Raw genomic sequence first — 21,253 nt, 5'->3', positions numbered from 1 at the left:
GCCGCATGACTTAGGGTAAGCTGACGGGCCTTGGGCGTGCCGCGTTTGGCCGGCGGCTCATCCTCAACAAACTCCGCCTCCTTGCACGCCGCAGCTTCTCTACACCGGCCGATCCTGGGCATCGCGCTGAAACTCGTGTCCGTCGTCCTGTTCGCCGGGATGACGTTGTGCGTAAAGCTGCTCGGGCAGGCGGTTCCGGTCGGGCAGACGATTTTCGTTCGCGGTTTACTGTCGATAGTGCTGCTGGCGCTGATTGCCCGGCAGACGAATCGGCTGCACCTGCTGAAGACCAGTAATCTGAAGTCGCACGCGCTGCGCTCGTTGTCGGGCACGGTGAGCATGTTCTGCCTGTTCACCGCCGTCACCATGATTCCGCTGGCCGATGTGACAGCGATCTCGTTCACCTCGCCCATGTTCATCACATTGCTCGCGATGGTGTTCCTCGGCGAGCAGATCCATCGGTTTCGCTGGACCGCGCTGGCGCTGGGATTCATCGGCGTGCTGATCATGCTCGGCCCGCATCTCACGTTTGCGGACGGCGCATCGCTCGGCGTTCTGGTTGCGCTCGGTGCGGCGATGTTCTCGGCCGTTGCAATGATCTTCCTGCGCATGATGAGCGGCGGCGAGCACGCGCTCACGATCACTTTTTACTTCTCGCTGACGTTCATGGTCTGTGCGGCGCTGACGGCGTTCGCGGGATGGGTCGTGCCGACGACGACACAGTGGCTGCTGATCGTCGGGGCCGGAGTGTTCGGCGTCGCCGGCCAGCTGGTGATGACGTATTCCTATCGATACGCGCCGGCATCGACTATCGCCCCGCTCGATTACACCAACATGATCATGTCGGTGATCCTGGGCTACGTGTTCTTCGCGGAAATCCCGACGGCTTCGGTATGGATCGGCGCGCCGCTGGTCGTCGCCGGCGGGCTCATCATCCTGTGGCGCGAATATGCACTGAAGAAACGCCCCAGTCCGCCGGCGCCGGAACCGACGCCGGAAACGTGAGGCTATTTCAGCAGCACCAGCTCTTCGGCCATCGTCGGATGGACCGCGACCACTTCATCGAGCTGTGACTTGCGGATGCCGGCTTTCACGGCAATCGCCAGCACCTGCAGAATCTCCGGAGCATCCGGACCGATCATATGAGCGCCGACGATTCTATCGGTCGCTGCATCGACGACGATTTTATATAACGCGCGCTCGTTGCGGCCTGCGAGCACGTTCTTCATCGGACGGAAGTCCGCGGTGTAGACCTTGACGGCGCCGAGTCGATTGCGCGCCTCCCCTTCCGTCATCCCGACCCCCGCGAGCGGCGGATGGCTGAACACGGCCGAAGGAATGCAGCTGTAATCCACCTTGGTCGGCTTCTTGCCGAACACCGTGTCCGCGAACGCTTGTCCTTCCCGGATCGCGACCGGCGTGAGCTGTACCCGATCGGTCACATCGCCGACCGCGTAGATAGAGGGACACGTCGAGCGACTTTCATCGTCCACGCGGACGGCGCCGTTCTCGTCGACTTCGACGCCTGCGCTCTCCAGCCCGAGCCCGCGCGTATTCGGCACTCGACCGGTAGCAAACATCACCGCATCGAACTCCTGCGGTCCGCCGGGCATGTGAACGGTGAGCGCGCCGCTCGACTCCTTGACGATCTTCTCGATGGGCGAATTGAACAGGAACTGGATGCCCTTGATCATCGAGATCTGCAGCAGCCGATCGCGGATCTGCGCGTCGTAGCCGCGCAGAATCGCATCGGATCGATTGACCACCGTGACTTTGACGCCGAATTCGTTGAACACGCCGGCGAATTCATTGGCGATATAGCCGCCGCCTGCAATCAACAGCCGCTTCGGCAGCTGTTCGAGATGGAACGCCTCGTTGGAAGTGATGCCGTGCTCGCAGCCTGGCTGCGTCGGCACGTGCGGGCGCGCGCCGGTCGCGATGAGAATCACATCGGCCGTGTATTCGCGCTCGCCGACTCGCACGCCGTTCGGGCCCGTGACAACGGCCCGCTCCGGCAGAATCGTCACTTTGTGATTATCGAGCGTCTGCGTGTACAGGCCGCTGAGTCGCGTGACTTCGGCCAGCACGTTATCGCGCAACGTCGGCCAATCGAACTTCGCATCCTGCACATGCCAGCCAAAGCGGCGCGCATCTTCCAGGTCTTCGGCGAAGTGCGCGCCGTACACCAGCAGTTTCTTCGGCACGCAGCCGCGAATCACGCAAGTGCCGCCGACTCTGTATTCCTCGGCGACTGCGACTTTGGCTCCATGAGCCGCTGACATTCGCGCCGCGCGCACACCGCCGGACCCGGCGCCGATGACAAACAGATTGAAGTCGCGTTGGCTGGCCATGGAATCTACTTGAGCTTTCGGGTGACCACGATGTCGACCGAGTTCGACTGGGGATCGAACATGATTTGCGCCTCGCCGCGCTCCAGCTGATGCACCACGTGCGTCAGCTTTTCTTCGAGCGTGAACTCGCGCTCGCCGTACTCCGTACCCTCGCGCAATACGAATGATTCGATGACACCCCGAAGCGCGTCGGCCGACAGCTCGGTGTGCGGCACTGCCACGGGAGTCAGATCTTCGTCGTCGGGATACATGGTGGAGGGATCGAACGGCATGCGCGACGATAGCACATGCTCAGCTGGTGCGGCCCCGGCCCAGACATTTCTGGTAGCGATCGTCGACGCGCCTCGCGAACCACTCGGTGGTGAGCTTGCGCGTGATCTTGGGGCTTTCCAGACGGATGTTCGGCATCAGCGCGCGTGGCACGGGACCTTTCAGTTTCTTGTCAGCCAACGCGAACACTCGCTTGAAAAGTTTACTGTCTTCGAACGCCTGCTCGCGGCCCAGCTCCAGATCCCGGCGAATCGCACGGTCATCCAGATCCAGCTCGGCGGCCAGGCCGCGAATCGCCAGCTCCGTTTTGCTCGGCGCGCTCGAACCCTCGATCAACAGATCACCATCCAAGGCGAGCTTTGTCTTGGACAATTTGCCGATGGCGCTCTGAAACGCCGCATTTCGACTGGCGTAGTGGCCGGCGTTGAAGTCGGCGAAGCGATACACCATGCCCGGATAGCTCACCGGATAGTCGAGCAGATGCGCGATCCCGAAGTACATGCCGCCACGTCGCGTGAACACCTCCTCGCGAACGCTGCCCGGCATCGGATAGGGATAGCGCTTCTGATTGGCGTGCTGTTCGGCGTACGCGATGCTCACTTGCATCGGGCCGCCGGTGCGGACCGGATTCAAGCTGCCGAACAAACGTTCGCCCAGCGGCACCATGCCGATGAAGTCGCCGAAGATCTCGCTCAGCTCCTGCTCGGTCTTGACCTTCGCCAGTCGCTCGCGATAGCTCTTGCCATTCGGCGACTCCACGCTCAGTGCCGCATCCACCAGAAAATTCGGAATCTTGTAACGAGCCGCCCTCGCATCGATCTCACGGCGAGCAATGGCGGGTAGCCCAGCCACCGCGGGAGTGGCCTGGAACGTGGACTCCTGCTCGGTCACTGCGACCACGGCGCAGATGTTCTCCGCCGTCGGGCGGATCGAGAGCGCCTCGAACGCAGCGAAGATGTCGATTGCCCAGCCTTCGCGATTCTTGACCGTAGGAGCAATGCGTTTGGCAATCTCCGCTCGCGCCACATCCGGATCGATGGCCGGCTCGCGCACCGGTGGGCTCGTGCAGCTCGCGATCAGACTCATGCACAGTGACACCGCCACTGCGCCGAACCGGCGGCGCGGGACCGAGTTGAGGCGTAACGAGTCGGTCATGTGGTGGCGCTGACTTCCAGCAGTTTGGCCCAGGCCAGCCTTGCGGGACGATCCAGCTTCTTCAACGCCGCTTCCGCTTTCATCGCCTCCGACTTGGTGGCGAAGGCTTGCGCGCCGAGGACGCGAACGGGCGGATTCGAGCGCGTGAATTTCGCGCCCTTGCCACGGCTGTGAGCTTCGAAACGGGCCGCAACGTCGGTCGCGATACCGGCATAGGTGCGGCCATCGCGGCAGATGAGCAAATAAACCCACCAACTTTGAGTCATACGCAGAGGTTACCGCATGTGTCGCCGATTCGGGCAGACTGCGCACTCGACTGCCGCTGCGGAAGGACGACGGAACGCCGTGAACGACCTGGTCACCGATCTCGACACGTTACAAGGCCACGTTGGCAGACTGCCTGCCCCGCGCGACTTGAAAGTCATCGATTACCTCGATGACAACGCCATGCGGTGGCTCGCCGCCTCGCCGTTCATGTTTGCGGCCTTCGGCGATCCCAGTGGCATCCGGGCGACCGCGGGCGGCGGCGAAACGGGCTTCCTGCGCGTGACCGATCCTCAGTCCATTCAATTGCCCCTGACGCTGCTCGACGATCCGAGCCTGGCGCGTGAAGGCCAGGGCTTCGGTTCGCTGTTCCTCGTGCCCGGCATCGATGAAACATTGCGTATCAACGGTCGTGTTCGCGGCGTCGCCGATGGTCACATCGGTGTTGCGGTGGAAGAATGCTATTTACATTGCGCCAAGGCCTTCATGCGATCGGGATTCTGGAGCGCAACGCCGGTCGAGGTGAATGTGATCTCTGATGCTGCCGCCTTCGTGGAGCAAAGCCGCTTCATGGCGCTGGCCACCATGGACAACGATGGACGCGCGGATGTGAGCCCCAAAGGCGATCCGGCGGGTGTGTTGTTGAAGGCGCATCAAGACGCGATGTGGTACCCGGACCGCCCCGGCAACCGCCGCGTCGACAGCTTTCGGAACATTTTGACCCAGCCACGGATCGCGGCCATGGCGGTGATTCCAGGATCCCTGGATGTCATGCACGTGACCGGCGTCGCCAGCGTGTCCACCGATGAGGCAGTGCGCGCATCGTTCGCCGTCAACGAGAAGACACCGAAGCTCGTGACCCGGATTCAGCACGCGGAGTGCATCGTGCGCAGAAGCGAAGCGCTGTCGCGCGCACGACTCTGGCCGGCCGTGCAGACCGCCACCGGGCTGGAACCTGCGGAGATATTCAAAGCTCACATCAAGCTGAGCCGGGTTGGCGGCGCAGAGGCAGCCCTGGCCCGCGCCAGCGTGTCGATCCCAGGCATGATGCGCAAAGGGCTCGACCACGACTATAAAAAGAATCTCTATTGAAGCCGCAGGCCCGAGCGGTCCGGCGCCATCACGCCGCCGATGGCGGCGCCGATCAACAAACCCACACTCGAGATCAGCGCCCACAAGCCAACGGCCAGGCCGCCGAAGAAACCGAGCAGCGGACGGCCGTACGAGGCCAACATGATCCACAAGATCGCGCCGACGATGATGGAGGGCAACACCGCCGCACTCACCCCTCGCCCCGCAGAGCCGGCCTTGTAGCCACCCACCCAGCCGCCGATCAGGCCGTTGATGGCCGGCAAGAAGAACAGCACGAGGCTGATCAGGATCATCCAAAGTGAGCTGGCCAGGATGGAGCTGTCCCGTGCTTGCGCCATTGTGCGATCCTCGTTTGGTTCGGTGTGACTTGTAACACTCAATTCGGACAGCGGTTCCCCGGCACCGATGGCCGTCCTGGGCCGCAACGATGGCGCTTTTGGTCCGTAGTTCGGGCATCCCGCTGCGCTAAACTTCTGCGCCGACCCTTCTCGGATGAGTTGGCCATGAGTTACACGCTTTATTATTCGCCGGGATCCGCCAGCCTGGCGGTGCATTGGATGCTGATCGAGCTCGGCGTGCCGTTCGAGGCGAAGCTGGTCAGCATCGATGCCGGCGCGCAGAAATCGCCGGAGTATCTGCGCGTGAATCCCACCGGCCGCATTCCGACTTTGATGGTCGACGGCAAGGCGCACGGAGAATCCACGAGCCTGCTGATGTTGCTCGCCGAGCGTCATCCAGAGAAGAAGTTCGCACCGTTGCCGGGAGCGCCCGGTCGCGCCGATTGGCTCGAAATGATGATCTTCCTCGCGAACACAGTGCTACCCGCCAAGCGCGATTGGTTTTATGCCCAGGCGGACGGCGATCCTGCCGACGCTGACGCAGTCAAGGCGCTCGCACGACGTCGAATCGAAGGTGCATGGGACCGGCTCGATGCGCACCTGGCCGACGGTCGCACTCACATGATGGGCAGCGAACTGACCGCGGCCGATTTCCTGGCGACCATGGTCATGCGCTGGTCGCGAAACATGCCGCGACCGGCGACCACCTGGAAAAATCTCGCGCCCTACATCCACCGCATGCGCTCCCGGCCTGCATTCATCGAGGTCAACGATCGCGAGGGCCTGACCGACTGGAGAAATCAGTCCTGACCGTAGTCGATCCGGTTAAGGCGATGTCGTAGAGGAAATCGCAGGCCCGGCCGTAGGGGTGGTTGGTCCATCCGGGGATGTTTGCTGCACGCACACCGCTCGTATCCTCATTCGCAGTTTCCAATTGCACCGAGGAACTCACGCGATGCACACGCCAATTGCAGCTTCTGTCGCCTCCACTTTCCACAACCCGCCGGCGTGGGTGAAAGGCGTAGCGCGAGCCACGTTTCTGGCGCTGTTCGTCAAGGGCGCGGTGTGGGTGGGCGCGTCGTGGCTCGCGGTTCGGGGTTTCGGCGCTCTGTAATCCATGTGCTGCCGCCACGCAGCTCCGCACTTCCATAGCCCGGAGCCTGCGGCCTGCCCTCGATGAAGTCCTTCATCATCTGAAAATAGCCCTCCGGCTGGCGCGTCGACACGCGCTCGCCATCCGCCTGCGTCTCGAACTCGTACATCCCGTGGTCCGCGTCGGGAAAAACAGCCGCGGTAATCGGCCGACCCGCTTTTCTCAGCGCTTCCAGCCGACGCAGCGTCTGCCTCGGCGGCGCGTCGCGATCCTGGCCTCCCATTATCCATAGCTGCGGCACGTCGAGATTCGCCAACACCGGCATCGGGTCGTACCGGGCCGGCACACCTTCGAGTAGGGCCGGACCTTCCTTGCGTATCGATTCTTCCGACCCGGCCAACAGATACCAGGTGATGTTACCGCGGACCGACTTGAACCAAGGCTCGTTGCCATACTTGCGCTTGACCGCAGCGAGCTGCTCGTAGCCTTCGGTGAAATTGCTGTCGACGATTCGCGCCGTGGCGTCGGCAATCTCCATGGCCTTGACCTCGATCTCGGGCCCGAAGCCGGCACGCTGCATGTCGAATTCGATCGCCTCGCGATCTTCATCCAGCGGCGACACCGCCAGCCCAAAGCTCACGATGACGAAGTCCACCGGCTCGATGCGCGCTGCCAGCGGCGCCACCCAGCCACCCTGGCTGCCCCCCTGATATCCCACTCGTCCGGCACGATCGCCGGCGAGACGCCGAGCCTCACGCACGGCGTGAACCGCATCGGTCGCGAGTAACAAATAATTCTGGGAGTAGCGTCCTGCGGACGCGCCCGTGCCACGCTTGTCATAGGCGAACACGCCGATGCCGACGCTCGCGAACTGCCGTTGCAACGAATAATCCTCGAGCGCCGATGAGTGCTCGGCGCCGTGGATCAATACAACGATGGGCACTCGCGCCTGGCCCGGCGGCAACGTCAATCGCCCGGCCAGATCGACACCGCTGCCTTGAAAGCGAGTGTCGATTTGGATCAAAGCCTGGCGCTTGCCCCTGAGCTCGTCGAATCGAATCTCGCCTCGCTTGCAATCTGAAAACGTGACGTGATGTCCGTCGGGACGATCGGTCCAGCCCAGCTTGCTGGTCCATCGTCCCTTGCCCTGCGATGTCAGCGCGCCGGTGCGACCGTCGAGAAGACTCCATCGCAACCTGCCCTCAGAGCTGGGGGCAATGTCCAGCTGGGTGCCGTCCGCCATGGTGTAGCTGCCGACTTCGCAAGGAATGGGACTCGAAGGTGACGCAGCGATTGCTCGAGAACCGCCGAGCGCCAGCAGAATCATCGACGTAGGGACCATCCAATGCATGGGAACAACCTTCCAGGCTTGCTGCGAATGGCATCTACGACGCGCAATGTCCGCCAAAGGTTGCGACACCCAGGTCGATGCCCCTTGGTCTAATCGCAGCCCGCGCCAGATTCGCTACGTTTCCGGAATCGGTCCGTCCACTCCCAGGAGTCAACATGAGTACCGCACCCGAAATCATGAAGCTGGAAGTCGTCGTCATTCCGGTTGCCGATGTCGAGCGCGCCCTGCGCTTCTACACCAAGCTCGGCTGGCGGCTCGACGGCGACTTCGTCGTGGGCGATGATTTTCGAGGCGTGCAAGTCACTCCGCCAGGTTCCTCGTGTTCGGTGCACTTCGGCAAGGGCCTCACCGACGCGGCGCCCGGTTCGGCATCCGGATTGTTTCTCGTCGTTTCTGATGTCGAGGCAGCGCGCGCCCGATTGCTTGAACTGGGCGTGAAGGTCAGTGAGGTGGCGCATCGACAGGGCCCGGGGCAACCCGTGCGCCCCGGCATCCATCCCGAGCGAGGCAGCTACGGCTCGTTTGCAACGTTCAGCGATCCGGACGGCAACACGTGGCTGCTGCAAGAAGTCACCACGCGCCTTCCCGGACGAGTCGACGCAGCCACGACCTTCACGTCCGCAGGCGAACTCGCTAAAGCGCTGCGCCGCGCAGAGGCCGCTCACACGGAGCACGAGAAACGCACGGGCGAACGGGATAAAAACTGGCCGGATTGGTACGCCAATTACCTGGTTCGCGAGCAGACGGGCGAGCCCTTGGCGAGCTGACCGGCAACCAAGGCGCGGGGCGGCGCGTTTACCTGCTCGAGCCGTCCGTTACGCCCCTGGAGCCCCCATGAACGACGAAACCTTCAATCTCAGCATTCGCAAGTTTCTAAAGATGGTCGGCGTCGGCTCGCAACGCGAGATCGAGCATGCAGTGGCCCAGGCGATCCAGGAGGGCAGGATTTCAGGCGCCGAATCGCTGCCCGCCCGGATGACGCTGGAGATCGAAGGCGTGCAGCTCAACGTCGTGTTCGACGGTGTAATCGAGCTGGGCTGACTACCGGACCCGCACCGAGAAGCCGCCGTCGAACTCGCTGATCGACACGCGCTTCGACGTGAACGTCTCGATGATCGATGCATTCGATCGCAGATGTTCCGTGACGACCGTCGTCGTAAACGATCCGCCCTGCCCGAGCGTCATCGGCAACAGCAACTGATCCGCCAGGTGCTCGCCGACCGCGGCGGTCGCTGCAATGTAGTTGCGAGCTTCGTCGACTGCGCCAGCCGCAACCGCCTCTGCTCGAACGCCTCGCTCGCCGAAGCCCGTGAACACTTCAGTGACATGCTCGTGCTCGACGGTGATCGTCACGGCGTTGCCCGGTCCCATGTCATTCGACAGGCCGCGCAGCAACAACTGATCCTGCGACCAGTTCAAGCGATGGCCGATGACCTCCAACTCACGCTGCGCGATATTGATCGGCAACGCCGCGACGTACGCTTCGGCGTAAGCCCGCACTCGATCGCCTCGCTCGGTCAGCGTTAGCGCCGACAACTCAGACGGAGCGATCTTGGCGACGATCTCGCCGCCGCCTCGCGGGTAGAAGCCGTAGCTTCGCAGCTCGAGTTCCACCTTCGCACCCATCCGAGCGAGCGACGGCAAAAACGCTCGCTGCAGGAAATCGAACGGCGGCGAACCGCGATTATGCGTTCCGCCAGTGATCCGAACGACGCTGGGCTCCTCCGCGGTCAACAACGGCGGCAGCACGGTCTGCAACACCAGCGTCGAGCTGCCCGCCGTGCCGATCGCAAACGAATAATTGCCGCCCTTCAACCGGCCCGGCTTGAAGGTCAGCTCCCGACTGCCGATCTCGGCGCCGGTCAGTTCTCCATTGCAGATCTCCCCCGCGGCCTTGACCGCAGTGAGATGCTGACGCAACAGCCCCGGCTTATCGCGATTGGCGCGAATATTCGTAATCAGGAACGGCTGCTGCGTGCAAATGGCGAGCGAAAGCGACGAGCGCAGAATCTGCCCGCCGCCTTCGCCCTTGGATCCATCGATCTCGATCATTTTCATCCCTTGACGCACACGACCTGCTTCAACGTATGGACCACCTCGACCAGGTCTCGCTGTGCGTTCATCACCGCGTCGATGTCCTTATAAGCAGCGGGAGTCTCGTCGATCACTTCTTTGTCCTTTCGACACTCCACTCCCGCCGTTGCCGCACGATGTTCTTCCACCGTGAAGCGCTTCCGAGCCTCGGTGCGAGACATCGTCCGTCCCGCACCGTGGCTGCAGCTATGGAAGCTGTCCTCATTGCCGAGGCCGCGCACGATGTACGAACGCGCACCCATGCTTCCCGGAATGATGCCGAGCTCGCCCTTTCGAGCGCTCACGGCTCCCTTACGGGTCACGAGCACATCGCGACCGAAGTGGTGCTCCCGGTTCACATAGTTGTGATGACAGTTCACCGCCTCGATGTGACTCTCGAACGACTTCGGAATCGCCTTGCGCACGGCTGCGATCACATTCTGCATCATCACCTCACGATTCAATCGCGCGAAGTTCTGCGCCCACTCCACCGCCTCGACGTAGTCGTCGAAGTGCTGCGTGCCCTCCGGGAAATACGCCAGGTCGCGGTCCGGCAGATTGATCATCCATTGCTGCATGTCCCGCCGGGCCAGCTCGATGAAGTGCGTGCCGATGGCATTGCCGACGCCACGCGACCCGCTATGGAGCATGAACCAAACCGACTGCTCTTCGTCGAGACACACCTCGACGAAGTGATTGCCGGTGCCAAGCGTACCGAGATGCATACGATTGTTGGTCTTCTGCAGGTGCGGGTACTTGTCCGTGATCCGCTTGAAGCCCTCGTGTAACTTGCCCCACGCCGCATCCGCGTTGTCGGGAGGCCGATCCCACGCGCCCCGGTCGTGCCGTCCGGGGGACTTGCCATGCGGTACAGCCCGCTCGATCGCCGAACGCACGCCACTCAAGTTGTCCGGAAGATCGGACGCCTGCAGCGTCGTCTTGGCCGCGATCATGCCGCAGCCGATGTCGACGCCGACCGCCGCAGGTATCACCGCCTGCAGCGTCGGGATGACACTGCCGATCGTCGAGCCCTTGCCAACGTGCACGTCCGGCATCACTGCGATGTGATGAAAGATAAACGGCATCTTCGCCGTCTTGCGCAGCTGTTCCTTGGCCCCGTCCTCGACCGGCACGCCCTGCGTCCACATCTTGACGTGGGCGCCGCCCTCGACGTTCATCGTGTCGTGATTCTTTTCGCTCATGTCCTTCACTCCAATAATCCAGTCGATCCCGGCGCCGACGACCAAGCAGTCGATGAAACCCGTGCTCTACCTCTGAGCTACCGCCCCACAGTGTTGGAGCGGACGGGATTCGAACCCGCGACCCCGGCGTCCTTAGCGATGTAGTTCCATCAGCATTCGTCGGCGACAGCACCGATGTGCGACAACGTTTGGCAGGACTCTTTCAGGCCTTGCAGCCTGTCGGGGACTTGAACCCCGTCGCCTTGCGGCTTACCCATGTAGTCCTGCCGGCATTCGCACAAACCCGTTTGGATCGATGCGCCCGGGACCAGGTTGTCGGTGACCTGACATTTACCGGATGTAGTCACAGACGCATTCCCGCGCGCACCAAACCTCAAATCATCATTGCTTCGATCTTGTTCACCCAATGACCCGGCGACAGCGTGCCGTTGGCAAACGCGTTCACCACATTGAACACCTCATCCGAGAAGCCGCCGACGTTCAACACATCGGCGCGCTCCATCGCCTGAGTCGTTCCATTCGGCTGGATGTCGATGCACACCAGCTTCGCCGCCGGGTTGCGGGCCTTGAAGGCGCCCCACTGACGCATCATCTCGGTCGAACCGGTCTTGCGGGCATCCACCCACGACTCGTTGTCCGAAACATAGATCACCAGGTCCGCCTGCACCTTCCGCGCATTCAACGACTTCAACGGCGCGCTGCAGTTCGTTCCACCGCCACCGATCGCTGCCAGCTTCTCGGCATTGGTCATCACCGAGTCCCGCATGTTCAGCGCGATGTCACGAACGCAGTTCTCGAACGGCAGCACCAACGCGTCCCGGTTGGTGCGAGCCACAGCGGCTGCCACCAGGCCAGCAACGTCGATACACCGCACGGCGCTCGTCGCTCCGTTACGCACGCCGGTGATCGCCGAGGCCATGGAGCCGGAAACGTCCGGGCACACCACCACACGGCCGTCGAACTTACCGATGTTCACCAGCGCGATTTCCATCGCATCCTGCAACGCCTCGCGCACTTCCATCGGAATGCCCGCAGCCGCCGCCCGATACGCAGCCAGCAACTGATACGGCAACACTCGCGCCTTCTCGATCGCGACCGGATCGCGCAGCTTGTCCGCGACCACCCGTGACATGCCCTCGATCTCGAACACCCCGTGACGGGCGAACGTCTTCAAGTTCATGCGCACCATGTGCCAGTTGCCGCGACGGGCGACCATCGCCCACTCATCTCGCTTCAATCCCAGCGCGGTCAGCATCTGGAACGGCACATCCGGAAACTCCTGCGACCGGTCGAACTTATACACGACGTACTCCTGCAGCTTGCGCGGCAAGGCTTCCAACGCGTACGGCTTACCCAGCAACCAGCCATAGAACGCCTCACGAACCGGATCGTTCGGCTTCGGATGCACCATTCGCACGATGTCGGCCAGCGACGGATCGCTGCCCACAGCTGCCTCGATCAGGCGTCGCTCGTTCGCAGAGCTCAACCAGTTCTGCACCAGCGCCTTCGGCGCCGAGCCCAACGACTTCCGACCGACAGCGCCGCTGCGGATGATCTGCACGAAGTTACGAAGCATGCGTCCGTTGTCGACCACACGATCGAATACACGACGCAAATACTCCGGGCTCTTCGTCGACAACACCGCCAGCAACAACGCCGGCATGTCCTTCATCGACGCGCTCTCACGCGCATAGACCGCAGTCTTCGCGATGAACTCCGCATCCAGCTGCTTGCTCAGCTCCAGCACCTGCTCGAGCTGATCCGCACCGCTAGCGTAGAACGTGTTGTTGAGACAGCCGGTCACGGCGTACTGAGCCAACAGATGCTTCGGCGAGAACCGATATGCCGGCGCGCCTTCGCTATTCGCGTCCATCGCCGCCGGCACAAAGGCGCCGCGTGTCGACTGAAAGAGTTGAGTGTTGGCCATGATGGGCGACTCCCGTTCCGTTTGTTCCGTGTGAGCCGCGGCGCCCCCATGGCGCCGCCCGTTCTGATTGAATCGTTGCTCGCGGAAGGAGATAGCAACCGCTGTGCCAGGCGGCGGAGCCCGACGCCCTGCACGTTCATAACTCACTGACTATGCGCGCAATTTAGCAAAACAGTCGCCCCGCAACCCACTAGACGCAAGCTCATTGCTGCCATGAAGTGTTATCTTTTAAGCTAGTGCTTTCTCCTTTTGGATAGTTAATGAAAACCGTGGTCATCGGCTTCCTGGGTTCGATGCTGGACAGTGGCGGCGGGCCGGGCCGTTGGGAGAAGTGGCGTCCCAGTGTTTCGATCTGCCAGCAGGAAGATCTGGTCATCGATCGCTTCGAGATGCTTCACGCGCGCCCTCACCTTCGCCTGGCTCAGCAACTGCAGGAGGACATCGCCGCCGCTTCACCCGAAACGAAGGTGAACCTGCACCTCTGCGACCCCAAGGATCCGTGGGACTTCCAGGAGATGTACGGCTGCTTGCACGAATTCGCGCGCCAGTATTCCTTCGATCCGGAGCGCGAGCGCTATCTCATCCACATCACCACGGGCACGCACGTCGCGCAGATCTGCATGTTTCTTTTGACCGAGGCACGCTATTTTCCGGCGGTGCTGTTGCAAACGTCACCGCCTCGCAAGCAGAGCTTGCGGGAAGTCGGCTCGTACTCGCTCATCGATCTCGACCTGTCGCGTTACAACCAGATCGGCGCCCGCTTCGCGCGTGAGAAACAGGAGAGCACCGAGTTCCTGAAGTCCGGCATCAAGACGCGCAATGCCGAGTTCAACCAGATGATCGCGCGCATCGAGCGCGTAGCTGCGCGCTCCAAAGCGCCTTTGATGCTCAACGGCCCCACCGGCGCCGGCAAGTCGACGCTGGCTCGGCGCATCTACGAACTGAAGAAGTCCCGCCATCAGATCCAGGGCGAATTCGTCGAAGTGAACTGCGCGACTCTGCGCGGCGACGCGGCGCTCTCCACGCTGTTCGGTCATGTGAAAGGCGCCTTCACTGGCGCCCAAACCGATCGCGCCGGCCTGCTGCGCAAGGCTCACGGCGGCGTCGTGTTCCTCGACGAAATCGGCGAGCTGGGCATCGACGAGCAGACCATGCTGCTCAAGGCCACCGAAGAAAAGCGCTTTGCGCCGATGGGCTCGGACAAGGAAGTCCAAAGCGACTTTCAGCTGATCGCCGGCACGAACCGCGACCTTCGCGCCGCCGTCGCGGCCGGACGGTTCCGCGACGATCTGCTCGCTCGAATCAATCTGTGGGTTTTCGAGATGCCGGCACTGCGCGAGCGCCGTGAAGATATCGAGCCGAACATCGACTACGAGCTCGAGCGGTTCGCGCAGGACAACGACGCCAATGTGCGCTTCAACGCCGAAGCCCGGCGCGAGTACCAGCGATTCGCAACATCACCGGCAGCGGTATGGAACGGCAATTTCCGAGAGCTGTCCGCCTCCATCATGCGTATGGCCACGCTCGCCGAAGACGGAAAGATCACGGTCGAAGTGGTGCAGGATGAAATCGACCGGCTGCGACAGGCCTGGCAGCCGGAACAGGCGCACAGCAATCTCGAATCGCTGCTGCCGGCGGACCAGCTCGCCGACATCGATCTGTTCGATCGGCTGCAACTGGACGCGGTCATCGCGACGTGCCGTTCGTGTACGACTCTGGCCGAAGCCGGCAGGAGATTGTTTGCAGCGTCGCGAACACGTCGCCGGGCAGTGAACGACAGCGATCGGCTGAAGAAATATCTCGCCCGCTTCAACCTGGATTGGGCAGCACTCCGGCAATAAACCTGCGATCCGCCTATATCTCTCGATACATTCGCAGCGGCGCTTGACACGCTCGCGCACCTGGCGGATAAGTACCGCCGAAAGTTAGCGGTAACAAAATCTAAGGAGGTTTATAACAAACAGCACATCGAACGCCTGTTTTACATTGACGCCACAACGAAAGGGGGAATCATCATGAATGGAATCTCTAGAAGATTTACCGTTGCCGGCACGCTTTGTTCTGCACTCGCCTGCGCTGCCGCGCTCTGCACTTCGGCGGCGAACGCCCAGACTTTGACCTCGAGTCAAACCGGCACTCACGACGGCTATTACTACTCGTTCTGGACCGACGGCGGCGGCTCGGTCTCCTTCACCTTGCAGTCCGGCGGACGCTACACGTCGCAATGGAGCAATGTCGGCAACTGGGTCGGCGGCAAGGGCTGGCAAACCGGCGGACGCCGTACTGTGACCTATTCGGGCAGCTTCAATCCGTCGGGCAACTCGTATCTTGCCCTGTATGGATGGACGACCAATCCACTGGTGGAATATTACATCGTCGATAGCTGGGGCACATGGCGCCCGCCCGGTGGCGAGGGCTTCCTCGGCACCGTCACCAGCGATGGCGGCACGTACGATGTTTATCGCACGCAGCGGGTCAATCAGCCGTCCATCGAAGGCACTCGCACGTTTTATCAGTACTGGAGCGTGCGACAGCAGAAACGGGTCGGCGGCACCATCACCACCGGCAATCATTTCGACGCGTGGCGCAGCTATGGGCTGAATCTCGGTACGTTCAACTACATGGTCCTGGCGACCGAGGGCTATCAGAGCAGCGGCAGCTCAGATATCACCATTGGTGGTAGCGGTAGCAGCAGCTCATCCTCCTCGAGCAGCAGCAGCAGCAGTAGTAGCAGTAGCAGCGGTGGTGGCGGCAGCAAGACCATTCTCGTGCGCGCACGCGGCACCGTTGGCGGAGAATCCATCTCCCTGCGCGTCAACAACAGCACTGTTGCGACCTGGTCGCTCTCGACCAGCATGCAAAACTTCACGGCGACGACCACGCTGAGCGGCGGCATCACTGTTGCTTACACCAACGACAGTGGCAACCGCGACGTGCAGGTCGACTACATCCAGGTGAACGGCCAGACGCGTCAATCCGAAGCCCAAAGTTATAACACCGGGCTGTACGCCAACGGCAGCTGTGGTGGCGGCTCGAACAGCGAGTGGATGCACTGCAACGGCGCCATCGGCTACGGCAATACGCCTTGAGCCGGGCCGTCAATCGTGATCGATAACAATGCACCTCTGACTCGCGAAACATGAGCGCCGAAGTTCGCGTTGTCCCTGCGAAGGGTGGATCCCCGTCCACCCTTCTTTACGGCATGCTCGCGAGGCTGTGGAGCGCGCGCTTCGTCTCGAACTATCTGTCGACTCTAGCCTTCATCGGCCTGTCGTACTGGATCATCTCGAGGCTCAGCAACTTTCATCGTTCGATGCTGCAAGGGCAGTGGCAGCTCGGCCTGTTCGGCCTCGACCTGGTCATCACCGTGCACGGCCTGTTCGTCACGCTGATCGCGATCTATGCAGCGATATTGATTCCGTACTACGCCGCCTACCCGTGGATGCGTTCAAAGGCGTTCACCTTTGCACAGGGTTTATGGTTCGCCTTGCGGCGTGATCGCTCGAATCCGCAGCTCTCGCCGCTCGCTCGACAGGCCGGACTGGCGCTGCTGCTGAAGCTATTTTTCGCGCCGCTGATGATCAACTGGTGCCTGGTCCACGTCGCCAACCTCACAGGGTCGTTGTTCCAGTTGATCGACGGGACACAAGGTGGCCTGTCCGGCCGAGAACTGTTCGACACCTCGCTGTTCTGGGCCGCCTTTCAGCTGATCCTGTTCGTCGACACGCTGCTGTTCACGCTGGGCTACATCATCGAGCTGCCCACGCTCGGCAATCGCATCCGCTCCGTAGACCCGACGTTCTTCGGCTGGTTCATCTGCCTGGCCTGTTATCCGCCGTTCAACGATCTCACGCTGCGTTTGCTGGAATGGCAGAGCAGCGACTTTCCTCAGTTCCAGAGCGACTTCCTGCATTTCACGCTGAACATCGGCGTGCTGATCGCGCTCGGCATCTTCTCCTGGGCCTCTATCGCGCTCGGCTCCAAGGCCAGCAATCTCACGAACCGCGGCATCGTGACGCAGGGTCCTTATGCGTTCGTCCGCCATCCCGGCTATGCGGCGAAAAACTTCGCGTGGTGGCTTGGCGCGCTACCTCTTCTTGGAACCACGCTCGCGTCGGGCCACTGGCAGGCATTCGCTTACTCGCTGTTCGCGATATTCGGCTGGACGGCGATCTATGCGATGCGCGCCGTCACCGAGGAGCGCCACTTGCGACTCCTCGACAACGGCTACGCGGAGTACGCCCGGAAAGTTCGCTGGCGTTTTGTTCCGGGCGTCTGGTAGCGCCTACCGGAACATTGCGGCCATCTGTTCCAAGTATTGTTCGATCGGCAACTCCTTGCGAAGCGCGAGCAGGCCCTGCCCCTGCTGGCCCAGCACCTGGCGAAACTGCTTGTTCTCTCCTGACGCCGACGCATAGATCGCATCGACGATGGTCTGCGGATCGTCCAGCAAGTCCTCGGGCGTGGCCTCGAACAGCGACTGCACTTTGTTGACTATCGCGTCGTAGTCGGTGATGTCTGCATTGGCGTTGAACACGATGTTGTGCTTGAAGTTATTGCCGCGTGAACCGCCCGGCTCGATCAGGCGCAGCTCGATGCCCAGCGGCGCGAGCTCGTAGTACAGCCCTTCGGTGAGCCCTTCGAGCGCGAACTTGGACATGTTGTACAGCGAGCCCGTGGGCACGACCGTCGTCACGCCCATGAAGGAGCTGATGTTGATGAACATGCCGCGGCGACGCGCACGGAAGTGCGGGAGAAACGCCCGCATGACATTGATCGGGCCACGGACGTTCAAGCGAAACTGCCAGTCGATGGTCTCCTCCGTCGCAAACTCCAGCGGCCCATACGAGCCGGCGCCGGCATTGTTGACGACGACGTCGACCGAGCCGAAAGCATCGATCGCTTCACCCACGGCGCGTTTCACTTGTGCAACGTCGGTCACGTCGAGCTTGATCAGCTGCACATTGCTGAGCTTGCGCAATTCGGTGTCGGCCTCGGGATTGCGCAGCGTCGCCGCCACATTCCAGCCCTGCTTCGCGAAATGGGCGGCGGTGAGCTTGCCCAAACCGCTGCTCGCACCCGTGATGAATACCGTCTTCATGCTCGTCTCGACCTCGTCCGATAACCCGGTGAGGCGTATTCAAGCGCACCCATGTATACGGTTGATGTCGCCGCCCCCCTGGTCTGTATCGGAATGTATCCGTGCCAGCTTGGGTCAGTGCCCCGGGATAACCAAAGACAGTTCGGCGGCCGCCGTGACATCAATACAGTCGCGATTCCAGTAGAACCCGAGACCGAACTCATGCCTGCCTCACGTCGTTCCGTCCTGGCTGCCGCCGGTGCGGCTCTGGCTTCGTTCGACGCTGCCGCAACCGGCGCCAACGAGACGATCCAAGAGCTCATCAAACTCTCCGAAGCATCCAACGCCACGCTGATGCGTGGCGACATCGAGAAGTATCAGACGCTGATCTCGTTCACCGACGATTTCACTTTGATGGCTCCTTTCGGCGGCAAACCGACCCGTCGCGCCGACATCACCGATGAGACAATGAAAGCCATGGGCCGCTTCTTCAAGAACGGCGCGCTGACGCAGGAAGTGATTGCCGCCTATGGCTCGTCGGACATGGTCGTGCTCGCGCTCATCGAACGAGCCCACGTCGAAGTCGGCGGCCTGCCGCCACAGCCCTGGGCATTGCGCGTTACTTTGGTGTATCGGCGGGAAGGAACTGGCTGGCGATTGGCCCATCGGCACGCCGACCCGTTGGTGACCGGCATCTCCCTCGAGCAAGCAGCCGCGCTCGCAAAGACTATTTAGGGCGTCGATCGTCGAACACGGTTCGGCCGCCGTACTCGGCGGCATTGGCGCGTTCTGCAGAGATGAATTGATCGAAGCCGGGTCCGGCGACCCGACCTTCGAGCGCGCGTGCTTGAGCATCGAGCTGGCGAATCGCGGCGAGTCTCTCGTCGTTGCCGAGTTTCGCCCGACCGACCGCATCCTTGAGCACCCGGATGGTTTGATCGTAAACCTTCAAGGGCACCGGAAACGGATGTCCGTCCTTCCCGCCGTGAGCCATCGAGAAGCGCGCCGGATCGCTGAAACGCGATGGCGCGCCGTGCAGGACCTCAGCAACGAACGCGAGTGCTGCAACCGTGCGAGCACCCACGCCTGGCGTGAGCAGCAGATCGGCGAAATCCTTTGGCCCACGATCCGCCGCCGCGGCGAGCGCTGCATGCAAACGTCTGAGTACGACATCCGATGCTCGCACCTCGTGATGGGCAGGCAAGCGCAGATGCGGCTCAGACGCGGGCTCCAACTCGGGAAACAGACTCAGCGCGGTGTTGCCTGAATCGCGCCATCGTTTCAACAACGTGACGGGCCGGTCCGGTCCGGCGTGCACGAGCTCGAGCCCGGCGCGTCGATTCCTTTCGGCTCGGGCATCCGCGAGATTGATGATCGAGCCCTGGTTGCGCCCCTCGATGGCCGAATGCGGCGAATCCAGGAAGCTCTGCAGATTCTCCGAGAGCCAGTGATAGCGACGGGCCTCGCGTCGCTGCTCATTCATTCCTTGCTGGACGACGCACCAGCGAGCTTCGGTGCTCACGATGAAGGCGTGCAGATAGAGATCATAGCCATCCTGCACGGCCGCGCTGTCGACCTTCGCCACCAGGCGGCTGGCATTTGCGAGCGGCGTCGCGTCCAACCCGGTGCGATCGCCAACAGCGGTCAGCTCTTGGGGCGTGTTTCGTGACTTCGCACCTTTGCCGCCGCAGACGTAAATGCCCAGCTCCTGCTGCACAGGTGAAAGCCCGCGCTTCAGCGCGCCGAGCACGCTGGTGGTGATGCCGGAAGAATGCCAGTCCATGCCCATGACGGCGCCAAAGGACTGAAACCAGAACGGGTGAGCCAGTCTGCGCAGCAACTCGTCCCGACCGTATTCGAGCACGATCGCTTCGACGATGATCCGTCCCAGCTTGGCCATGCGCGCGGACAGCCAGGGCGGAACGTGCCCGCCGTGTAGGGGAAGATCTGCGCTGCCGGTTCGTTTGCCCATCGACCGGCCACGTTACCGGCTGCGCCGACAGCTGTCGATTGCAAAGGTTAGTGCGCCAGTTGCTCCGCTAACCAATCGCGAAACGTCCGCCGCGCGCGAGACCGAGACGACCCGCCGAGCAGCCAATAAGTGCCGCAGGGAGCAGTGACCTGAAACGGCTTGATCAGCCTGCCCGCCTTCAAATCGTCGCCCGCCAGCAGATCGTCACCCAATGCGATACCGTGTCCGTTCGCCGCGGCCTGCAATACCAGCGCCACGTCGTTGAATCGCATGCGACGCGGAATCGAGATGCCCGGCATCCCGGCCGCTCGAAACCACGCCTGCCAGGAGCGGTCTTCATCCTCATGGAGCAGCGGATATTGCAGCAGATCCTCCGGTGTCCGCAGGCTCTGACCCGGGCGGAGCAACGATGGCGCGAGCACTGGAAACATCGCGACTTCCTCCACCAGGATGGCGCTTCGCTGCGGGCTGCGTCGTGGACCTTCGATGTAACGAATCGCCATATCGGTCTCGCTGCCCAGCTCCCGCATGATCTCGGTGGAATCGACTTCCACATCGATCTGAGGCTCGCTCGCCACGAACCGGGGCAATCGCGGTAACAGCCACCGAGCGGCGAAAGCAGGCTCGACGCTGAGCCGCAACCGCTCCCGCGTCTCGCCCCGGGCCTGAGCGACCGACCGTGCGATCTGCATGAAGCTATGCGATAGATCGGCAGCCAACCGCTCCCCCACGGGCGTGAGCTCGACACGCCGGTGCATACGAATGAACAAAGGCTGATGGAGCGCCGCTTCGAGCTGCCGGATTTGCCGGCTTACTGCGGCTTGGGTGAGATGCAGCTCCGCGGCCGCACGCGTGAAACTCAGGCGCCGGGCCGTTGTTTCAAAAACGTGCAATGTATGAAGGGACGGCAGGCGTTGCGAGGTTGGCATAAGCACAGATTATGGCAGCCGGGCTGCAATGTTGCTTGAGCGGAAGCGGGCGCGCCGGTTCAATGAGCCATGGACTTCCTGGCGCAGGTAATCGCGGATCTAGCCACACTCGTCACGTTCCAGCAACGTCAGCGGTCCGCGCCCCAACGTCTCGCA

Annotated in this window: 21 protein-coding genes and 1 pseudogene; 9 read left to right on the top strand and 13 right to left on the bottom strand. The window is 62.1% G+C overall.

Annotation, left to right across the window (positions count from 1 at the left end):
- The first annotated feature begins 36 nt into the window (after positions 1 to 36).
- Entirely contained in the window at positions 37 to 1,005 is a 969-nt protein-coding gene (locus EK373_RS18695; protein WP_269813693.1) for a DMT family transporter, read from the top strand.
- A 2-nt stretch (positions 1,006 to 1,007) separates the two neighbouring features.
- Here the strand turns inward: EK373_RS18695 and gorA are convergent, their stop codons facing one another.
- The 4 genes from gorA to EK373_RS18675 form a co-directional block, all read right to left on the bottom strand.
- Complete coding sequence (gene gorA, locus EK373_RS18690) at positions 1,008 to 2,351, bottom strand: glutathione-disulfide reductase (RefSeq protein ID WP_129645228.1); 1,344 nt, start codon at positions 2,349 to 2,351, stop codon at positions 1,008 to 1,010.
- A 5-nt stretch (positions 2,352 to 2,356) separates the two neighbouring features.
- Positions 2,357 to 2,623: a YheU family protein gene (locus tag EK373_RS18685; protein ID WP_129645227.1), complete on the bottom strand. Its 267-nt coding sequence runs from the start codon at positions 2,621 to 2,623 to the stop codon at positions 2,357 to 2,359.
- Between the two features lie 19 nt (positions 2,624 to 2,642).
- Complete coding sequence (locus EK373_RS18680) at positions 2,643 to 3,707, bottom strand: DUF1615 domain-containing protein (protein WP_232831153.1); 1,065 nt, start codon at positions 3,705 to 3,707, stop codon at positions 2,643 to 2,645.
- Positions 3,708 to 3,772: 65 nt separating this feature from the next.
- Entirely contained in the window at positions 3,773 to 4,042 is a 270-nt protein-coding gene (locus tag EK373_RS18675; RefSeq protein WP_129645225.1) for a GIY-YIG nuclease family protein, read from the bottom strand.
- 16 nt (positions 4,043 to 4,058) lie between these two features.
- On the opposite strand from EK373_RS18675, the gene EK373_RS18670 reads away from it, so the two are divergent.
- Positions 4,059 to 5,132, top strand: a complete 1,074-nt coding sequence (locus tag EK373_RS18670) for a pyridoxamine 5'-phosphate oxidase family protein (RefSeq protein WP_232831152.1) — start codon at positions 4,059 to 4,061, stop codon at positions 5,130 to 5,132.
- Here the strand turns inward: EK373_RS18670 and EK373_RS18665 are convergent.
- Positions 5,126 to 5,470 carry a hypothetical protein gene (locus EK373_RS18665; protein WP_129645224.1) on the bottom strand — a complete coding sequence of 115 codons (345 nt, stop codon included), beginning with the start codon at positions 5,468 to 5,470 and terminating at the stop codon, positions 5,126 to 5,128. The two genes, EK373_RS18670 and EK373_RS18665, sit on opposite strands and share 7 nt — an antisense overlap.
- A 165-nt stretch (positions 5,471 to 5,635) precedes the next feature.
- On the opposite strand from EK373_RS18665, the gene EK373_RS18660 reads away from it, so the two are divergent.
- Positions 5,636 to 6,280, top strand: coding sequence for a glutathione S-transferase family protein (locus tag EK373_RS18660; RefSeq protein WP_129645223.1), 645 nt, complete (start codon positions 5,636 to 5,638; stop codon positions 6,278 to 6,280).
- Between the two features lie 242 nt (positions 6,281 to 6,522).
- On the opposite strand, the gene EK373_RS18655 is transcribed toward EK373_RS18660, so the two are convergent.
- On the bottom strand, positions 6,523 to 7,914 hold the full coding sequence (locus tag EK373_RS18655) for an alpha/beta hydrolase family protein (protein WP_198683422.1): 1,392 nt from the start codon (positions 7,912 to 7,914) through the stop codon (positions 6,523 to 6,525).
- Positions 7,915 to 8,069: 155 nt separating this feature from the next.
- Here EK373_RS18655 and EK373_RS18650 point away from each other — a divergent pair, with 155 nt between their 5' ends.
- Positions 8,070 to 8,681 (top strand): VOC family protein, encoded by a 612-nt coding sequence (locus EK373_RS18650; protein ID WP_198683421.1) that lies wholly within the window; start codon positions 8,070 to 8,072, stop codon positions 8,679 to 8,681.
- Positions 8,682 to 8,748: 67 nt separating this feature from the next.
- Entirely contained in the window at positions 8,749 to 8,955 is a 207-nt protein-coding gene (locus EK373_RS18645) for a DUF6494 family protein (protein WP_129645222.1), read from the top strand.
- Here EK373_RS18645 and rtcA read toward each other — a convergent pair whose 3' ends face one another.
- From rtcA to EK373_RS18630, 3 genes are all read right to left on the bottom strand, one after another.
- Positions 8,956 to 9,966 (bottom strand): RNA 3'-terminal phosphate cyclase, encoded by a 1,011-nt coding sequence (rtcA, locus tag EK373_RS18640; RefSeq protein WP_129645930.1) that lies wholly within the window; start codon positions 9,964 to 9,966, stop codon positions 8,956 to 8,958. It lies immediately after the preceding gene.
- Between the two features lie 2 nt (positions 9,967 to 9,968).
- Complete coding sequence (locus tag EK373_RS18635; RefSeq protein WP_129645221.1) at positions 9,969 to 11,189, bottom strand: RtcB family protein; 1,221 nt, start codon at positions 11,187 to 11,189, stop codon at positions 9,969 to 9,971.
- A 373-nt stretch (positions 11,190 to 11,562) separates the two neighbouring features.
- Entirely contained in the window at positions 11,563 to 13,116 is a 1,554-nt protein-coding gene (locus EK373_RS18630; protein WP_129645220.1) for an RNA-binding protein, read from the bottom strand.
- Positions 13,117 to 13,376: 260 nt separating this feature from the next.
- Between EK373_RS18630 and rtcR the strand changes: the two genes are divergently transcribed.
- The 3 genes from rtcR (at position 13,377) to EK373_RS18615 (ending at position 17,398) form a co-directional block, all read left to right on the top strand.
- The gene (rtcR, locus tag EK373_RS18625) at positions 13,377 to 14,957 is read left to right on the top strand and encodes an RNA repair transcriptional activator RtcR (protein ID WP_129645219.1); all 1,581 of its coding nucleotides are present in this window, start codon (positions 13,377 to 13,379) and stop codon (positions 14,955 to 14,957) included.
- A 174-nt stretch (positions 14,958 to 15,131) separates the two neighbouring features.
- The gene (locus EK373_RS34040; RefSeq protein WP_129645218.1) at positions 15,132 to 16,205 is read left to right on the top strand and encodes a glycoside hydrolase family 11 protein; all 1,074 of its coding nucleotides are present in this window, start codon (positions 15,132 to 15,134) and stop codon (positions 16,203 to 16,205) included.
- A 50-nt stretch (positions 16,206 to 16,255) separates the two neighbouring features.
- Positions 16,256 to 17,398 carry a methyltransferase family protein gene (locus EK373_RS18615; RefSeq protein ID WP_129645217.1) on the top strand — a complete coding sequence of 381 codons (1,143 nt, stop codon included), beginning with the start codon at positions 16,256 to 16,258 and terminating at the stop codon, positions 17,396 to 17,398.
- 3 nt (positions 17,399 to 17,401) lie between these two features.
- On the opposite strand, the gene EK373_RS18610 is transcribed toward EK373_RS18615, so the two are convergent.
- Complete coding sequence (locus EK373_RS18610; protein WP_129645216.1) at positions 17,402 to 18,217, bottom strand: SDR family oxidoreductase; 816 nt, start codon at positions 18,215 to 18,217, stop codon at positions 17,402 to 17,404.
- Between the two features lie 201 nt (positions 18,218 to 18,418).
- Here EK373_RS18610 and EK373_RS18605 point away from each other — a divergent pair, with 201 nt between their 5' ends.
- Positions 18,419 to 18,931 carry a YybH family protein gene (locus tag EK373_RS18605; RefSeq protein WP_129645215.1) on the top strand — a complete coding sequence of 171 codons (513 nt, stop codon included), beginning with the start codon at positions 18,419 to 18,421 and terminating at the stop codon, positions 18,929 to 18,931.
- Here EK373_RS18605 and EK373_RS18600 read toward each other — a convergent pair.
- The 3 genes and pseudogenes from EK373_RS18600 to EK373_RS34290 all read right to left on the bottom strand — a co-directional run.
- Entirely contained in the window at positions 18,924 to 20,168 is a 1,245-nt protein-coding gene (locus EK373_RS18600) for a DUF763 domain-containing protein (RefSeq protein ID WP_129645214.1), read from the bottom strand. The genes EK373_RS18605 and EK373_RS18600 overlap by 8 nt on opposite strands.
- Positions 20,169 to 20,215: 47 nt before the next feature.
- On the bottom strand, positions 20,216 to 20,860 hold the full coding sequence (locus EK373_RS18595) for a LysR substrate-binding domain-containing protein (protein WP_232831150.1): 645 nt from the start codon (positions 20,858 to 20,860) through the stop codon (positions 20,216 to 20,218).
- A gap of 42 nt (positions 20,861 to 20,902) precedes the next feature.
- Positions 20,903 to 21,097: pseudogene (locus EK373_RS34290) on the bottom strand (LysR family transcriptional regulator); the annotation flags it as partial.
- Between the last annotated feature and the right edge of the window lie 156 nt (positions 21,098 to 21,253).

It is taken from the genome of Peristeroidobacter agariperforans (assembly GCF_004138335.1).
GTDB lineage: Bacteria > Pseudomonadota > Gammaproteobacteria > Steroidobacterales > Steroidobacteraceae > Steroidobacter > Steroidobacter agariperforans.
The sequence above is the reverse complement of the archived record's forward strand: the minus strand, read 5'-3'. Positions and strand labels throughout refer to the sequence as shown.

Coding starts and splice junctions, on each gene's coding strand:
- EK373_RS18600 (WP_129645214.1), bottom strand. CDS start 20,168: ATGGGCAAACGAACCGGCAGCGCAGATCTTCCCCTACACGGCGGGCAC.
- EK373_RS18670 (WP_232831152.1), top strand. CDS start 4,059: ATGTGTCGCCGATTCGGGCAGACTGCGCACTCGACTGCCGCTGCGGAA.
- EK373_RS18615 (WP_129645217.1), top strand. CDS start 16,256: ATGAGCGCCGAAGTTCGCGTTGTCCCTGCGAAGGGTGGATCCCCGTCC.
- EK373_RS18685 (WP_129645227.1), bottom strand. CDS start 2,623: ATGCCGTTCGATCCCTCCACCATGTATCCCGACGACGAAGATCTGACT.
- EK373_RS18630 (WP_129645220.1), bottom strand. CDS start 13,116: ATGGCCAACACTCAACTCTTTCAGTCGACACGCGGCGCCTTTGTGCCG.
- EK373_RS34040 (WP_129645218.1), top strand. CDS start 15,132: ATGAATGGAATCTCTAGAAGATTTACCGTTGCCGGCACGCTTTGTTCT.
- EK373_RS18610 (WP_129645216.1), bottom strand. CDS start 18,217: ATGAAGACGGTATTCATCACGGGTGCGAGCAGCGGTTTGGGCAAGCTC.
- EK373_RS18650 (WP_198683421.1), top strand. CDS start 8,070: ATGAGTACCGCACCCGAAATCATGAAGCTGGAAGTCGTCGTCATTCCG.
- EK373_RS18595 (WP_232831150.1), bottom strand. CDS start 20,860: ATGCAGATCGCACGGTCGGTCGCTCAGGCCCGGGGCGAGACGCGGGAG.
- EK373_RS18655 (WP_198683422.1), bottom strand. CDS start 7,914: ATGCATTGGATGGTCCCTACGTCGATGATTCTGCTGGCGCTCGGCGGT.
- EK373_RS18680 (WP_232831153.1), bottom strand. CDS start 3,707: ATGAGTCTGATCGCGAGCTGCACGAGCCCACCGGTGCGCGAGCCGGCC.
- EK373_RS18635 (WP_129645221.1), bottom strand. CDS start 11,189: ATGAGCGAAAAGAATCACGACACGATGAACGTCGAGGGCGGCGCCCAC.
- rtcR (WP_129645219.1), top strand. CDS start 13,377: ATGAAAACCGTGGTCATCGGCTTCCTGGGTTCGATGCTGGACAGTGGC.
- rtcA (WP_129645930.1), bottom strand. CDS start 9,966: ATGATCGAGATCGATGGATCCAAGGGCGAAGGCGGCGGGCAGATTCTG.
- EK373_RS18675 (WP_129645225.1), bottom strand. CDS start 4,042: ATGACTCAAAGTTGGTGGGTTTATTTGCTCATCTGCCGCGATGGCCGC.
- EK373_RS18605 (WP_129645215.1), top strand. CDS start 18,419: ATGCCTGCCTCACGTCGTTCCGTCCTGGCTGCCGCCGGTGCGGCTCTG.
- EK373_RS18665 (WP_129645224.1), bottom strand. CDS start 5,470: ATGGCGCAAGCACGGGACAGCTCCATCCTGGCCAGCTCACTTTGGATG.
- gorA (WP_129645228.1), bottom strand. CDS start 2,351: ATGGCCAGCCAACGCGACTTCAATCTGTTTGTCATCGGCGCCGGGTCC.
- EK373_RS18645 (WP_129645222.1), top strand. CDS start 8,749: ATGAACGACGAAACCTTCAATCTCAGCATTCGCAAGTTTCTAAAGATG.
- EK373_RS18660 (WP_129645223.1), top strand. CDS start 5,636: ATGAGTTACACGCTTTATTATTCGCCGGGATCCGCCAGCCTGGCGGTG.